The following is a 14,203-nucleotide window of genomic DNA, read 5'->3' on the forward strand; positions in this document are numbered from 1 at the left end:
GACATTAACGAGACATTAACGCGAAAGCCGCTTCGCGTTCGATACGACCGTCGCAAGATTGTTTCGAGCGTCGGTTCGGTTTTGTTTCGCTTCGTTCGTTTCGTGCTTCGGTCATTGTCCTGAATCGCATTTCGAAGCCGCGCCGGTCTTGCTGAACGACGGTGTGTCGTGCTTGCGTCGCCGCTCGTCCGGCAGCGTCTTTTCGGAGTATTGAAAGTGGTGTCAATGAGAATCGGCATTTCAATGGCGAGCTACGAAGGACATAGCATCTGGTCCAACGGGATGGGCCAGAACATCGTCTTTCTCGCGGAACTGTTTCAGCGCCTGCCGTTCGTTTCGTCGGTCGTGTTGATCGATGTCGGCGCGCTCGCGGCCATGCCGCAAGACGTCGATGTCGCCGGAAAGACGCTGCGCGTGATCAACATGCGCGAGGCGACCGATGCCGTCGATGTCGTGATCGAGCTCGGCGGCGCGCTCGACGTCGGCTGGCTCGACCTGATGCGCGCACGCGGCCGCAAGGTCGTGTTTTACGTGGTGGGACAGCCGTATCTCGGACTCGTGGAGCCCGCGGTGTTCGAAAAGCCGAGCCACATGTCGCGCCCGGACCGCTGCGACGAAGTGTGGCTGCTTTCCAAGGACGCGCCATCCGCGCCGATCATGCGCACGCTGCATCGCTGCGACGTGTTCGAGGTGCCGTATGTCTGGCATCCGCAATTCCTGCAGGCGCGTATCGCGCATGTCGCACAACACGGTTATCGCTACGGCTACCGAACGAGGGCGGAAGCAGGCGCGCGTGGGCTGCGCGTCGGATTGCTGGAGCCGAACATTTCGGTGCAGAAAGCCGCGGCCATTCCGATGCTGATCTGCGAGGAAGCATATCGCGCGGACAGCGGCAGTGTCACGTCGATGATCGCGCTCAACACCGTCCACATGAAAGAGCACCCGACGCTCCTGCACATGGCGAACTCGCTCGACCTCGTGCGCGATCACCGGGCGCTTTTCGAAGGCCGGCACGATGTCGTCAGCTTCATGGCGATGCACGGCGACGCGATCGTGTCGCATCAATGGGCCAACGACCAGAATTATCTCTATCTGGATGCGCTGTACGGCGGTTATCCGCTGATCCACAACTCGCCGTGGCTTGCAGATGCGGGCTACTACTACCCAGACTTCGACATTCAGGAGGGCGCGCGCCAGTTGCTGCGCGCGCTCGGCGAGCACGACGCGGCGCTCGACGATTACCGCGCCCGCGCGGCACGCGTGATCAAGAGCGTCGATCCGCTCAATCCGGCTAATCTGGACGCTTACGCGCATCGTCTGATGTACCTATGGAATCGACCCAACGGGAGCGCCGCACGATGAGCTCCACTCATACCGCGGCCAAGAGAGCGCCGCGCCGCCTGCGCGTGGGCGTGTCCGTGTATGTCCGCGCGGGCGGGCAGTCGATGTTCGAAAGCGGCATCGCGCAAAACGCGCTGTTCCTCATTCAACTGCTCGCACGCTCGCCGCGCGTGGAGGCGGTCTATATCGTCGCGAGCGGGGACGGCACGCGCGAGGACGCGAAACGCTTCATGGCGGACGCGCCCGCGCCGATCATCGAGCCGGAATCGGCGCTGGGCCGTCTCGACGTGATGATCGAGCTGCATGCGCAGGTTCAGCGCGACTGGGTGCTCAAGTTCCGCGAACGCGGCGGGAAGATCGTGTCGATGCGCGTGGGCAATGATTACGTGCTCGACATCGAGCGCATGATCTTCTCGCTGCCGCCGGCGGGACTCGTGCCGCAAGTGCCTTACGACGCCGTGTGGACACTGCCCGAGTACGAGCGGTCGTGCAAGCCGTACTTCCAGGCGCTCGGCCGCGCGCCGGTCACCATCGTGCCGCACATCTGGAGCCCCATGCTCCTGGAAAAAGACGCGCGCAATCTGCCCGATGGCCTCACGTTCGGCTACCAGCCGGGAAAGCGGCGCTGGCGCATCGGCATCTTTGAGCCGAACGTCTCCATGGTGAAGACGAGCTACGTGCCGCTTCTCAGTTGCGAATGCGCGCATCGCGCCGATCCGAATGTGATCGACGCCGTGCGCGTCTACGGCACGGCCAAGCTCAAGGAGCAGCCGACGTTCGTCGAGTTCGCGCGCAGTCTCGACGTGGTGAGACACAGCCTCGCGTCTTTCGAAGCACGCTTTCCGTTTGCGCAGATCGTGCCGCGCGAAGTCGATGCGGTCGTGAGTCATCACTGGGAGAACGCGCAGAACTATCTGTATTACGAGGCGCTTCACGGCGGCTATACGCTCGTTCACAACTCGCGTCTGATCGGAGCGTGCGGCTATCGGTATCACGGTTTCGACTGTGAAGACGGCGGCCGCGCGCTGCGCACGGCGTTCAGAGAGCACGACGCGAATCTCGACGCTTATCGTGCCACCGCGCAGGCGTTCCTGCGCACGCTCGATCCGCTGCACGAGGCCAACGTGCGCGCCTATTCGGACGCGCTCGACGCGTTGTTCGTCAAGCCTTGATGTGTGCAACCGCCCCGCGCTAGCCGAACGCCGTCAGATCTTTCGGCGTGAGGCCATGCGCGCGGCAGTAGCCCGCGTATCGCTCCCAGCCGCTGCGCCAGTTTTCGGTCGCGAGCGTGCGCCCGTTCTCGTCCACGAACACGAGATCGCCTTGAATGATGTTCAGCGTGACGATGTCCGGCGCGCCCGGCTGCGGCGCCACGGCTTCCGGCGTATGACTGGACCCGGCGGTCTCGTACACGATGCTTCCTTTCTCGGCGACCCAGTCGTGCTCGCGATACTTCCAGCGCCCCTCGACCGTATACACGATGACCGTGCCCGTGTGCCGGTGCCGCGGCATCTCGCCCCTCGCCGGCGCTTTCAGTAATGCGATGGTCTCGCCGCGAATCGGATCGAGCTTGAAGTACTTCACCATCACATGGTTGCTATAGGGCGTGAAGGGCACCCACGGCAAGTCAGCGTCGTTGAGGCACGCGGTCTGAATCTGTTCGAAAAGCATGTCGGCTCCCTGGCTTTGGCGGACACATTGTAGGCAGCGCGTGGCGTCCCGAACATCGGCCATTCGGACTATCCCTCCGATTAAGCCGAATCGCGCGGTATCTGCTATCGTCCACGCCATGCCGAATATCATCACTATTTCCCATCTCTCCAAGACCTACGCGTCGGGATTTTCCGCGCTCAAGGACGTGAATCTGGAGATCCGGCGCGGCGAGATTTTCGCGCTGCTCGGCCCGAACGGAGCGGGCAAGACCACGCTCATCTCCACCGTCTGCGGCATCGTGCGGGCGAGCCAAGGGCAGATCACGGTCGCGGGTCACGATATCGTCACCGACTATCGCGCGGCGCGCGCGATGATCGGACTCGTGCCGCAGGAACTGACGACAGACGCCTTCGAGACCGTGTGGGCCACCGTGTCGTTCAGCCGCGGATTGTTCGGGCGCGCACCGAACCCGGCGCATATCGAACAGGTGCTGAAGTCGTTGTCGCTATGGAGCAAGAAGGACAACAAGATCATGACGCTTTCGGGCGGCATGAAGCGCCGCGTGCTGATTGCGAAGGCGCTTGCGCACGAGCCAAACATTCTCTTTCTCGACGAGCCGACCGCCGGCGTCGATGTCGAACTGCGCCGCGACATGTGGAATCTGGTGCGCGCGCTGAAAGAGAAGGGCGTCACGATCATTCTGACGACGCATTACATCGAGGAAGCGGAGGAGATGGCCGACCGCATTGGCGTCATCAATCGCGGGGAAATCGTGCTTGTGGAAGAGAAAGCTGAACTCATGCGCAAGCTTGGGCAAAAGAATCTCACGCTGCAACTGGAACAGCCGCTCGCCGCCGTGCCCGCGCCGCTCACGCAGTATGGTCTCACGCTGTCGGCAAGCGGCACCGAGCTCACTTATACGTATGACGCGCACGACGAGCCGGGGCGCATCATCGCGCTGCTGCGCCATGTCGACGAAGCAGGCGTGCGCTTTAAGGATTTGCAAACGACGCAAAGCTCGCTCGAAGACATTTTCGTGAGCCTCGTCAGGGACGCCAAATGAATCTACACGCAGTTCGTGCAATCTACCGTTTCGAGATGGCGCGCGCCGGCCGCACGCTGATGCAAAGCATCGTGTCGCCGGTTATCTCGACATCGCTTTACTTCGTCGTGTTCGGCGCCGCCATCGGCACGCGCATTCCGCAAGTGGACGGCATCAGCTACGGCGCGTTCATCGTGCCTGGGCTGGTCATGTTGTCGCTACTTACGCAAAGCATCGCGAATGCGTCCTTCGGAATCTATTTCCCAAGATTCACCGGCACGATCTACGAGTTGCTGTCCGCGCCGGTGTCGTATCTCGAACTGGTCATCAGTTACGTCGGCGCGGCGGCCACGAAGTCGATCATTCTCGGTCTCATCATTCTTGCCACCGCGCGGCTTTTCGTGCCGCTGCGGATCGATCATCCGGTATGGATGATTCTGTTCCTGCTGCTCACCTCGGTCACTTTCAGTCTGCTCGGTTTCATCATCGGAATCTGGGCGGACGGCTTCGAGAAGCTTCAGATCATTCCGCTTCTGATCGTGACGCCGCTCACATTTCTCGGCGGCAGCTTCTACTCGATCAACATCCTCCCGCCGTTCTGGAAGACAGTTGCGCTGTTCAACCCGGTCGTCTATCTCATCAGCGGATTTCGCTGGAGTTTCTACGGTCTCGCCGACGTGCAGGTCGGCACGAGCCTTGCGATGACGCTCGTGTTCCTTGCGATCTTCATCGCTATCGTCGCGTGGATTTTCAAGACAGGTTATCGGCTGAAGGCGTAGCAAAGAGCCGCACCACGCGACGGGGAAAATGGAGGGCGTTCATCCGATGAAAATCATCAGACGCACGAAACGAAATTTCCTCGGCGCGATGGCGGCGACGCTGGCGGGCGGCATCGCGCCGTGGCGCCAGGGCATGGCGGGCATGAGGGCTGCCGCGCTCTCCGAATTCGAGATCGAGCATAGCCGCACGAACTGGCGGCGGCGTTTGTCTTCGCAGCAATATCGCGTGCTGCGGCGTGGGGCGACCGAGGCGCCGTTTTCAAGTCCGCTTCTCGGCGAGCAACGCTCGGGTAACTTTGCCTGCGCCGGATGCGGCTTGGCGCTCTTTTCGTCGGACACCAAGTTCGACAGCGCGACTGGCTGGCCGAGCTTCTGGCGGCCGCTGGACGGCGCCGTCGGGACACACGTGAGCAACGGGTCACAGCCATTGCCGAACGAAGTGCATTGCCGCCGCTGCGGCGGGCATCTCGGCCATGTATTCGACGACGGCCCCCATCCGACAGGCCTTCGGTATTGCATCAACGGCACCGCACTCGTCTTCCGACAGACGTGAAACGAGCGTGGCCATGAACGTTCCCGAATGGCGGCTCGATACGCGCAACAGGGCGCTCGTTCTGATCGACTTGCAGAGCGGCATCACCGCGATGCCCGTGCAGCCGGACAGCGCGGCGAGCGTTGTGGCGAACGGGCGCTTGCTGGCGGATCGCTTACGGGCGGCGAATGCGCTCGTCGTGCTGAAGTAGCGTTTCCCGGCGCTGCGGGCGGGCTGCGGCCGGTCGCAATATAACCGGCCGGCTGAGCAAGCTGTGTCCCGAACTGGGCGCGCAGGCGTCCCATGTCATCATCGTGAAGCGCAGTGGGGCGCGTTCTACGGCACCGAACTCGATGTGCAATTGCGGCGCCGGGGTAACAGGACTATCGGACTCGGCGGCATCGCGACGCATATCGGCATGGAATCGACTGCGCGCGACGCCTACGCGCGCGGTTATCAGCAGACTTTCGCGGAAGACGCCATGAGCGACCTGCACGCGGAAACGCGAGGGTCCACTTGCCGCCATATCTTTTGCGCGCATCGGTCGAATCCGGTCGACGGAGCAGGTTCTGACGGCGCTCAGGTGATGGATGGCAAGAAACTTCGTACTCCCTGACGATCGACAAGAGCCGCCGCTCGCCGCCAGTCACTTTAGGAAATATCTAGTGGCTGATGATCCGGCACTTCTTTAATTTGTCGCTGCTTCCTTGGCAGGGGTCCCGCTTGCCGACGAAGGGCGTCCGTTCATTCCCGTGTCCGGGCGTCGCGCTTGCCCTGAGCGCCGGACGCGCGGCATCGACGCGCGTCCACTGGGTCGCCCGTGTCACGCGGTTGCAGGCACGAGCCGGACGCGCGTAATCTCGGACGGCGCGCCGAGGCGTTTGGGCGGACCCCAGTATCCCGTTCCGCGACTCGTATAGACCCAAAGGCCGTTGAATTTCACGAGCCCCGCCACGAACGGCTGTTGCAAGCGCACGAAGAAGTTCCAGGGCAGAAACTGGCCGCCGTGTGTATGTCCCGAAAGCTGCAGCGTGAAGCCCGCTTCCGCCGCTGCGGGCGCGCTGCGCGGCTGATGCGCGAGCAAGACGCGCACGGAAGCATCGGCTGGTGCGCCGCTGATCGCCTGTGCCGGATCGCTGCGGTGCGCCGGGTCGAAGCTGCCCGCGCCGTAATCGGTGACACCGGCAATCACGGCTTGCGCGCCGTCATGATTCAGCACCACGTGCTGGTTCAACAGTACCGTCAGCCCGAGCCGCCTGAACTCCGCGACCCACTTGTCCGCGCCCGAGTAGTACTCGTGGTTTCCCGTCACGAGGAACGTGCCGTGGCGCGCGCTCAAGCCGGCGAGCGGGCGCGTATGTTCCGCGAGGTGCGGCACCGCGCCGTCCACTACGTCGCCCGTGACCGCGATCACGTCCGGCGCAAGGCCGTTCACCGCCGCGACGATGCGCTCCACATACGGCCGCTTGATGGTCGGGCCCACGTGAATGTCGCTGATCTGCACGATGGTGAAACCGTCGAGCGCAGCGGGCAGATTGGGAATCGGCACATCGACGCTGACGACGGGCGCGCGTTTGCGCGCGTTATAGAAGCCGATCGCCGACAGCAGCACAGCCAGAATCGGCACGGCCAGCGCGCTGTTGGCCACGAGCGCCGGTGAACCGACCGGCACGCCGCGCAGCCAGTCGGCGAGGTGCACGCAAAGCAGCATGACGTCGCGTGCGAACGTCAATATCAGCAGCGAGGAGAAAAACCCCAGCGCGGTGAGGCCGCACCACGCGAGCCGGTCGGAAAGCGGCTGCGCCTCGATGTTTCGCGCCATCATCCCGAGCGGAATCAGTATGAGCGACGCGACGAGCCACGCCGCCGCGAGCACCTTCAGCGGCATGCCGACGGGCGCGGCCGGAATGAGCCGCATGCCGACGTAAACATGGAACAGAACACCGATACCGATGAACCGGATGAAAAATGCGGAACGTCGCATAGCGCCCCTGCCGGGCCGGTTCGCGCTTTTGCGCCGCGCTCCGCCCCGTGGAAGATGGTTGGTGTGGAATCGACAAGACGCGACGCAGACGGTCGTCATCAGGCAGCCGATTCTACCGGTTCGCCGGAAATCGCGCGTCGCGTGGCGCAAGTCGATGGAGATGCCGCCGGGATCGACGATCTTTCACAGTCGATCAGATGATTCTCTTGGCTTGGCCGAGCGCATAGCGCGATTCGATTTCCAGCGCGTTCGCGACGTGATATTGAATGGCAGGCACTGCTCATCACGGCAAGGAGCCCAACAGACATGCACACGAAACGGCGCGCAATTCCATTTCTCACGGCGACGGCCTTGGTCGTCATTTTCGGCGCAATACCTCACGCAGTATCGGCGCAGGAAAACGAAGAACTGAGCAAGCAAGCCCAAGAAGTCATTGCTTCCGCGCAGCCGATCCACATTCAGGCGACGATCACGGGCATCGATCCCGCGAGCCGCATGGTGATGATTCACGGTCCGCGCGGCGACGCCTCGGTCATCGTCAGCAAGGACGTGACGAACTTCGATCAGCTTCGCGTCGGCGACAAAGTGGACGTGCTCTATAAGAACGCGCTGCTCGTCACCGCCGAGAAAGTGAGCGCAAACGGCAAGGGCGTGCGCTCGCGCGTCGATACGCAGTCGATCACGCCCGCCTCCGGGCCGGGCGGCACGAGCGGATTCGAGTCGTCGCGCCGCGTCGAGATTCTCGCGACGGTCGAAAAGATCGACAACAAGCGGCATACCATCACGCTGCGCGGCCCGTGGCGCACAGAGACGCTCGACTTCGGGCCGGCGCTCGAAGCGCAGAAGTTGAAGAAGGGCGATACGGTTCACGCCGTGTTCGTATCGGCGGCGGCGGTCAAGGTGACGCCCGCCAGCGAGGCGAGCGCCGCGCAGTAACCGTGTCCGCGCTCACACCGCCATGCACAGGTACTTGATAACAAGATAATCGTCGATGCCGTAATGCGACCCTTCGCGGCCGAGTCCCGACTGCTTGACGCCGCCGAACGGCGCGACTTCGTTCGAGATCAGCCCGGTATTGATGCCCACCATGCCGTATTCCAGCGCCTCGGCCACGCGCCAGACGCGGCCGATGTCGCGGCTGTAGAAGTACGCGGCCAGTCCGAACTCGGTGTCGTTGGCGAGGCGGATCACTTCTTCGTCGGACGAAAAGCTAAAGAGCGGCGCGAGCGGCCCGAAGGTTTCTTCCTTCGCGATTCTCATGTCCGGCGTGACGCCCGTGAGCACCGTCGGTTCGAAGAAGCCGTGACCGAGCGCGTGACGCTTGCCGCCTGCCGCCACGCTCGCGCCTTTGGTCAGCGCGTCGTCGATATGCGACTCCACCTTCTTCACCGCCGCTTCGTTGATGAGCGGCCCCAGCGCCACGCCGCTTTCCGTGCCGCGCCCGACTTTCAGCGCGCCGACCGCATCGGCCATCTTGCGGGCGAAGGCGTCGTAGACGCGTTCGTGCACGTAGAAGCGGTTCGTGCAGACGCACGTCTGCCCGCTATTCCGATACTTCGACGCAATCGCGCCTTGGACGGCGGCGTCGAGGTCGGCGTCGTCGAACACGATGAACGGCGCGTTCCCGCCCAGTTCGAGCGTCACTTTCTTCACGGTCGGCGCGCTCTGCGCCATCAGCAGACGCCCGACCGCCGTCGATCCCGTGAACGACAGCTTGCGCACGATGGGATTGCCCGTCATTTCGCCGCCGATGGCTTTCGGGTCGCCGGTGACGATACTCAGCACGCCCTTCGGCACGCCCGCGCGCTCGGCCAGCACCGCGAGCGCGAGCGCCGAGAAGGGCGTCGCCTCGGCCGGTTTCACGACGATCGGACAGCCCGCCGCGAGCGCCGGTCCCACCTTGCGCGTGATCATCGCGGCGGGAAAATTCCACGGCGTGATGGCGGCGCACACGCCGATCGGCTCCTTCGTCACGACGATGCGCTTGTCGGCGGCGGGCGTGGCGAGCGTATCGCCGGCCACGCGCTTGCCTTCTTCCGCGAACCATTCGATGAACGACGCCGCATACGCGATCTCGCCGCGCGCTTCGGCGAGCGGCTTGCCTTGCTCTGTCGTGAGAATGAGCGCGAGGTCGTCGGCGTTGGCCATCATCGAGTCGAACCAGCGCCGCATGATGGCGGCGCGTTCCTTCGCGGTTTTGGCGCGCCACGCGGGCCACGCGGCGTTCGCCGCCTCGATTGCGCGGCGCGTTTCGCCCGCGCCCATCTGCGGCACGTGCCCGAGCAAGTCGCCATTGGACGGATCGCGTACTTCGAAGGTCGCGCCGTCGTCGGCGGCTTGCCATTCGCCATTGATATAGGCGTCGTGACGCAGCAGCGTCGGGTCTTTCAGTTGATCTCGGAGGGTCATGGCGCGTCCTTAAGCCGTCGCGACGACGCTTTCCGTCAGCACGTCTTCGAGAATGCTCAGGGCTTCGTCGAAAACCTGCTGCTGGATAGTCAGCGGGAAGAGGAAGCGCACGACGTTGCCGTACACGCCGCACACGAGCAGCAACAGGCCGCGTTCGAGCGCGCGCGCCTGCACGCGCTTCGCGTAGTCCGCGTCCGCTTTGTGCGTGCCGGGCTTGCAGAACTCGACCGCCACCATGCCGCCGGGACCGCGCACGTCCGCGATCTGCGGGACGTCGCGCTTCAACGCATCGAGCTTCGCCTTCAGCGTATCGCCGAGCGCGACGGCGCGTTCGCACAGCCGTTCCTCGTCGATCACGTCGAGCACCGCGTGCGCCGCCGCGACCGCCAGCGGATTGCCCGCGTAAGTGCCGCCGAGCCCGCCGGGCGCAGCGGCGTCCATCACGTCGGCGCGGCCCACGACGCCCGACAGCGGCATGCCGCCCGCGAGACTCTTCGCGATGGTCATGAGATCGGGCACGACGCCGTAGTGCTCCATCGCGAAGAGCTTGCCGGTGCGTGCGAAGCCCGTCTGCACTTCGTCGGCGATCAGCAGAATGCCGTGCGCGTCGCAGATTTCGCGCAGGCCGCGCACGAATTCCACGGGCGCGGGATTGAAGCCGCCTTCGCCTTGCACCGGCTCGAAAACGATGGCCGCGACGCGGCTCGCTTCGATATCCGCCTTGAACAGATGTCCGATGGCGGCGAGCGAGTCATCGACCGACACGCCGTGCAGCGGGTTCGGGAACGGCGCGTGATAGACATCCGACGGAAACGGTCCGAAGCCGATCTTGTACGGCGCGACCTTGCCGGTGAGCGCCATGCCCATCATCGTGCGGCCGTGAAAGCCGCCCGTGAACGCGATCACGCCCGGCCGGCCGGTCGCGGCGCGCGCGATCTTGACGGCGTTCTCGACCGCTTCCGCGCCCGTCGTGAAAAATGCGGTCTTCTTCGCGTGCTGGCCCGGCGCGCGCGCGCTGATCTTCTCGGCGAGCGACACGTACGATTCGTAGGGCACGACCTGATACGCGGTATGCGTGAAGCAGTCGAGTTGCGCGCGAATGGCGGCGACGATTTTGGGGTGACGATGCCCCGTGTTGCACACCGCGATGCCCGCCGCGAAGTCGATGAAGCGCCGGCCCTCCACGTCCCACAACTCCGCGTTCTCGGCGCGTGCGGCGTAGAAGTCGCACATCACCCCGACGCCGCGCGGCGTCGCGGCGTTCTTGCGGGCTTGCAGGTCGGCGTTGTTGGAAGAGGCGTTCACAGCGGGATCTCCTTATGTGCGCGTCGGCGCGGCGATTCTGTCGGGGAGTCGTCGCGGGCGGCGCCGCGAGGACAGAGCCGACTATAGTGAGATTTGGCCCTTCGGTTCAGGTCCATTTCATAAAGTCCGGGGGAGCCATTCGCGCGCCGCGTGAGCGGCGGTCGTGCGAAAAACGCACAGCGCGTTGCGCGGAACTGGCAAGCGGCGCGCGACTGGAGGAAGATGTGCGCCTTTTCCAGTTACGCAGTTCAGGCGCGCCGCCAGACTCATCTCAGCAAGGGCTTCTTTCATGACGACCGTTTCGTCCGACCACCGCTACACCGAAATCGCCGATCTCGCCGACGACGCGCTCTCGCTGCGCGAGATTCGCCACGACATCCACCGTCATCCGGAGTTGTCGTACGAAGAGACACGCACCGCCGCGCTCGTCGCCGGGAAGCTCGAGGAATGGGGCTGGCAGGTGACGCGCGGCGTGGGCGGCACGGGCGTCGTCGGCACGCTGAAGGCGGGCGACGGGACGAAGAGCATCGGCCTGCGCGCGGACATGGATGCGCTGCCGATCCTCGAACAGTCCGGCAAGTCCTACGCGAGCGAAACGCCCGGCAAGATGCACGCGTGCGGCCACGACGGCCACACGACCATGCTGCTCGGCGCGGCCCGCCATCTCGCGCGCACGCGGCGCTTCAACGGCACGGTGCATCTGTACTTTCAGCCGGCGGAAGAGCACGGCGTGCCGAGCGGCGCGCAGAAGATGATCGAAGAAGGTCTCTTCGACCGCTTTCATTGCGATGCCGTGTTCGGCGTGCACAACCATCCGGGCGCGCAGCCGGGCACGTTCCTGTTCCGCAAGGGGCCGTTCATGGCAGCCGGCGATCAGGTGTCGATCGTGATCGAAGGCGTCGGCGGTCACGCGGCGCGGCCGCATCTGTCGGTCGATCCGGTGGTCGTCGCGGCGAGCATCGTGATGGCGCTTCAGACGATCGTCGCGCGCAATGTCGATCCGGCGCAGCCCGCTGTCGTGACGGTCGGCTCCATGCACGCGGGAACGGTCAACAACGTCATTCCGAACCGCGCGACGCTCGAACTGTCCGTGCGCTCGTTCAGCCCGCAGGTGCGCGAGCTTTTGAAGCGCCGCATTCAGGAACTGGTGGAGTCGCAGGCGGCGAGCTACGGCGCGAAGGCGACGGTGAAGTATCTGGAAGGCTATCCGGTCGTCGTCAATTCGGACGCGCAGACCGAATTCGCGACCCAAGTGGCGCGCGAACTGGTCGGCGAAGAGAACGTCGTGGCGCACGCGGACCTGCTGATGGGCAGCGAGGACTTCGCGTTCATGCTGCAGGAGCGGCCGGGCACGTTCCTGCGCATCGGCAACGGTGCGGGCGAGGACGGCTGCATGGTCCACAACCCGCATTACGACTTCAACGACAAGAACCTGCCGGTCGGCGCGGCGTACTGGGCGCGCCTCGTGGAGCGGTTCTTGGAGGACTGATCCCGGCTGCTTGCAAACTACGCGGGCAGCTTGAAACTGCCGATCGCCTCGCGCAGCACGTCCACCTGATCCTTCAGCGAATGCGCGGCGGCGGCGGCTTCTTCGACGAGCGCGGCGTTTTGCTGCGTCACCTGATCCATCTCGACGACCGCGCGATTCACCTGTTCGATGCCCGCGCTCTGCTCGCGCGAGGCGTCGCTGATTTCGTCGAGAATCTCGTTCACGCGCCGCACCGACTGCACGATCTCGCTCATCGTCGCGCCCGCGTTCGAGACGAGCGACGCGCCTTGCTGCACCGTCTGCGTCGACGTCTCGATCAGCGCCTTGATTTCCTTGGCGGCCGTTGCGGAACGTTGCGCGAGGCTGCGCACTTCCGCCGCCACGACCGCGAAGCCGCGCCCCTGCTCGCCGGCGCGCGCCGCTTCGACTGCGGCGTTCAGCGCGAGAATGTTCGTCTGAAACGCGATGCCGTCGATCACGCCGATGATGTCGCCGATCTGCTGCGAACTCGCGGTGATGCGCGTCATCGTGTCGATGACTTCGCTGACTACGCCGCTGCCGCGCGTCGCGACGTCCGCCGCCTGTTCCGCGAGCCGCGCGGCCTGCGCTGCGCTTTGCGCGTTGTTCTTCACGTTGGCGGTCATTTCGTCCATGCTCGACGCCGTCTGCACGAGCGCGGCCGCCTGTTCCTCGGTGCGCTGCGAGAGGTCGGTGTTGCCCGCCGCGATTTCAGATGCGCCCACGTTGATGTTTTCCGTGCCGTTGCGCACGCGCGAAACGGTCTCGACGAGTCCGCGCTGCATCGTCGAAAGCGCGTGGAGCAGACTCGTCGTGTCGTCCGGATGCACGCTCACGGCGGTCGTCAGATCGCCCTGCGCCATGCGGTGCGCAGCGCCCACCGCCCATTCCAGCTCGCCGCCGAGATTACGCTTGATGCTGCGCACGACGACGAGCATCGCTGCGGTCGCCGCCGCGCCCAGCAGCGCCGTGACGAGGAGCCAGCGCAACGCGCTCGCGTAGAACGCGCTTTGCACGTCGTCCATGTACATGCCGGTCACGATGTACCAGTCCCACGGCGCAAACCGTTGCGAATATGAGAGTTTCGCCACCGGCTTGTCGCTGCCCGGCTTCGACCAGAGATAACTGACAAAGCCGCCGCCCGGCTGGTCGCCCGCCTTGACGATGTCCACGAAAAGCCGCGTGCCGGCCGGATCGGTGTAGCCCGACATGTCCTGGCCGATCATCGCGGGCTTGATCGGATGCATGACCATGGTCGGGTGCGAGTCGTTGATCGACAGGTAACCGTCCGTGCCGTAACGGATCGCGCCGACCACGGCCAGCGCCTGCTTCTTCGCTTCGTCGTCGGTCATGGTCTTGTTGGCGGCGAGCGCGGCGTAGTGCGACACGATTGCGTGCGCCTCGCCGACGAGCGACTTCAGCTGCTCCTTGCGGTCGTCGATCATCGACGCGCGGTTTTGCCACGCGCCGATCACGCCGATGGCGACAAGCCCGATCCACAGCACGGCGATCAGCGAGCCGAGCTTCTTGTTCAACGTCATTTTGTTCATAGATGCGCCCGCGATGTCTTCGTTGGATTCACGTGTCTTCCACGAAGCGACGGCGCGCGCCGCCGCTTGCCTGCTTTACGGCAGGCGACGCGGCGGTTGAA

15 protein-coding genes are annotated in these 14,203 nt (G+C 64.4%); 10 read left to right on the forward strand and 5 right to left on the reverse strand.

All coding sequences use genetic code 11. From position 1 onward, the window contains the following. Positions 1–243: 243 nt before the first annotated feature. On the forward strand, positions 244–1,362 hold the full coding sequence (locus P9239_RS05160; protein WP_309749399.1) for a DUF2827 domain-containing protein: 1,119 nt from the start codon (positions 244–246) through the stop codon (positions 1,360–1,362). Then, positions 1,359–2,513 carry a DUF2827 domain-containing protein gene (locus tag P9239_RS05165; RefSeq protein WP_309749400.1) on the forward strand — a complete coding sequence of 385 codons (1,155 nt, stop codon included), beginning with the start codon at positions 1,359–1,361 and terminating at the stop codon, positions 2,511–2,513. Before P9239_RS05160 ends, P9239_RS05165 begins: the two co-directional genes overlap by 4 nt. A 19-nt stretch (positions 2,514–2,532) precedes the next feature. On the opposite strand, the gene P9239_RS05170 is transcribed toward P9239_RS05165, so the two are convergent. Continuing rightward, positions 2,533–3,012 carry a 2,4'-dihydroxyacetophenone dioxygenase family protein gene (locus tag P9239_RS05170; protein ID WP_309749401.1) on the reverse strand — a complete coding sequence of 160 codons (480 nt, stop codon included), beginning with the start codon at positions 3,010–3,012 and terminating at the stop codon, positions 2,533–2,535. Between the two features lie 118 nt (positions 3,013–3,130). Between P9239_RS05170 and P9239_RS05175 the strand changes: the two genes are divergently transcribed. From P9239_RS05175 to P9239_RS05195, 5 genes are all read left to right on the forward strand, one after another. After that, complete coding sequence (locus tag P9239_RS05175; protein ID WP_309749402.1) at positions 3,131–4,057, forward strand: ABC transporter ATP-binding protein; 927 nt, start codon at positions 3,131–3,133, stop codon at positions 4,055–4,057. Then, complete coding sequence (locus tag P9239_RS05180; RefSeq protein ID WP_309749403.1) at positions 4,054–4,815, forward strand: ABC transporter permease; 762 nt, start codon at positions 4,054–4,056, stop codon at positions 4,813–4,815. Before P9239_RS05175 ends, P9239_RS05180 begins: the two co-directional genes overlap by 4 nt. A 46-nt stretch (positions 4,816–4,861) precedes the next feature. Beyond that, positions 4,862–5,368 carry a peptide-methionine (R)-S-oxide reductase MsrB gene (msrB, locus tag P9239_RS05185; protein ID WP_309749404.1) on the forward strand — a complete coding sequence of 169 codons (507 nt, stop codon included), beginning with the start codon at positions 4,862–4,864 and terminating at the stop codon, positions 5,366–5,368. Positions 5,369–5,381: 13 nt separating this feature from the next. Beyond that, a complete protein-coding gene (locus tag P9239_RS05190; protein ID WP_309749405.1) occupies positions 5,382–5,558 on the forward strand; it encodes a hypothetical protein in 177 nt (58 codons plus the stop codon). 63 nt (positions 5,559–5,621) lie between these two features. Continuing rightward, on the forward strand, positions 5,622–5,963 hold the full coding sequence (locus P9239_RS05195; protein WP_309749406.1) for an isochorismatase family protein: 342 nt from the start codon (positions 5,622–5,624) through the stop codon (positions 5,961–5,963). A gap of 207 nt (positions 5,964–6,170) precedes the next feature. Here P9239_RS05195 and P9239_RS05200 read toward each other — a convergent pair whose 3' ends face one another. Next, a complete protein-coding gene (locus tag P9239_RS05200; RefSeq protein WP_309749407.1) occupies positions 6,171–7,331 on the reverse strand; it encodes a metallophosphoesterase in 1,161 nt (386 codons plus the stop codon). Between P9239_RS05200 and P9239_RS05205 the strand changes: the two genes are divergently transcribed. Both P9239_RS05205 and P9239_RS05210 read left to right on the forward strand, forming a co-directional pair. After that, positions 7,278–7,532, forward strand: a complete 255-nt coding sequence (locus tag P9239_RS05205; protein ID WP_309749641.1) for a hypothetical protein — start codon at positions 7,278–7,280, stop codon at positions 7,530–7,532. The two genes, P9239_RS05200 and P9239_RS05205, sit on opposite strands and share 54 nt — an antisense overlap. A gap of 105 nt (positions 7,533–7,637) precedes the next feature. Continuing rightward, positions 7,638–8,267, forward strand: a complete 630-nt coding sequence (locus P9239_RS05210) for a hypothetical protein (protein WP_309749408.1) — start codon at positions 7,638–7,640, stop codon at positions 8,265–8,267. 12 nt (positions 8,268–8,279) lie between these two features. Here the strand turns inward: P9239_RS05210 and P9239_RS05215 are convergent, their stop codons facing one another. Continuing rightward, positions 8,280–9,740, reverse strand: a complete 1,461-nt coding sequence (locus P9239_RS05215; RefSeq protein ID WP_309749409.1) for an NAD-dependent succinate-semialdehyde dehydrogenase — start codon at positions 9,738–9,740, stop codon at positions 8,280–8,282. A gap of 9 nt (positions 9,741–9,749) precedes the next feature. Continuing rightward, on the reverse strand, positions 9,750–11,045 hold the full coding sequence (gene gabT / locus P9239_RS05220) for a 4-aminobutyrate--2-oxoglutarate transaminase (protein ID WP_404980138.1): 1,296 nt from the start codon (positions 11,043–11,045) through the stop codon (positions 9,750–9,752). A gap of 289 nt (positions 11,046–11,334) precedes the next feature. On the opposite strand from gabT, the gene P9239_RS05225 reads away from it, so the two are divergent. After that, positions 11,335–12,534: a M20 aminoacylase family protein gene (locus P9239_RS05225; RefSeq protein ID WP_309749410.1), complete on the forward strand. Its 1,200-nt coding sequence runs from the start codon at positions 11,335–11,337 to the stop codon at positions 12,532–12,534. A 17-nt stretch (positions 12,535–12,551) separates the two neighbouring features. Here the strand turns inward: P9239_RS05225 and P9239_RS05230 are convergent, their stop codons facing one another. Further along, positions 12,552–14,093 (reverse strand): methyl-accepting chemotaxis protein, encoded by a 1,542-nt coding sequence (locus P9239_RS05230; protein ID WP_309749631.1) that lies wholly within the window; start codon positions 14,091–14,093, stop codon positions 12,552–12,554. Between the last annotated feature and the right edge of the window lie 110 nt (positions 14,094–14,203).

The organism is Caballeronia sp. LZ062 (genome assembly GCF_031450785.1).
In the GTDB taxonomy this organism is placed as follows: domain Bacteria; phylum Pseudomonadota; class Gammaproteobacteria; order Burkholderiales; family Burkholderiaceae; genus Caballeronia.

Coding starts and splice junctions, on each gene's coding strand:
- P9239_RS05160 (WP_309749399.1), top strand. CDS start 244: ATGGCGAGCTACGAAGGACATAGCATCTGGTCCAACGGGATGGGCCAG.
- P9239_RS05165 (WP_309749400.1), top strand. CDS start 1,359: ATGAGCTCCACTCATACCGCGGCCAAGAGAGCGCCGCGCCGCCTGCGC.
- P9239_RS05170 (WP_309749401.1), bottom strand. CDS start 3,012: ATGCTTTTCGAACAGATTCAGACCGCGTGCCTCAACGACGCTGACTTG.
- P9239_RS05175 (WP_309749402.1), top strand. CDS start 3,131: ATGCCGAATATCATCACTATTTCCCATCTCTCCAAGACCTACGCGTCG.
- P9239_RS05180 (WP_309749403.1), top strand. CDS start 4,054: ATGAATCTACACGCAGTTCGTGCAATCTACCGTTTCGAGATGGCGCGC.
- msrB (WP_309749404.1), top strand. CDS start 4,862: ATGAAAATCATCAGACGCACGAAACGAAATTTCCTCGGCGCGATGGCG.
- P9239_RS05190 (WP_309749405.1), top strand. CDS start 5,382: ATGAACGTTCCCGAATGGCGGCTCGATACGCGCAACAGGGCGCTCGTT.
- P9239_RS05205 (WP_309749641.1), top strand. CDS start 7,278: ATGGAACAGAACACCGATACCGATGAACCGGATGAAAAATGCGGAACG.
- P9239_RS05200 (WP_309749407.1), bottom strand. CDS start 7,331: ATGCGACGTTCCGCATTTTTCATCCGGTTCATCGGTATCGGTGTTCTG.
- P9239_RS05210 (WP_309749408.1), top strand. CDS start 7,638: ATGCACACGAAACGGCGCGCAATTCCATTTCTCACGGCGACGGCCTTG.
- P9239_RS05215 (WP_309749409.1), bottom strand. CDS start 9,740: ATGACCCTCCGAGATCAACTGAAAGACCCGACGCTGCTGCGTCACGAC.
- P9239_RS05225 (WP_309749410.1), top strand. CDS start 11,335: ATGACGACCGTTTCGTCCGACCACCGCTACACCGAAATCGCCGATCTC.
- P9239_RS05230 (WP_309749631.1), bottom strand. CDS start 14,093: ATGACGTTGAACAAGAAGCTCGGCTCGCTGATCGCCGTGCTGTGGATC.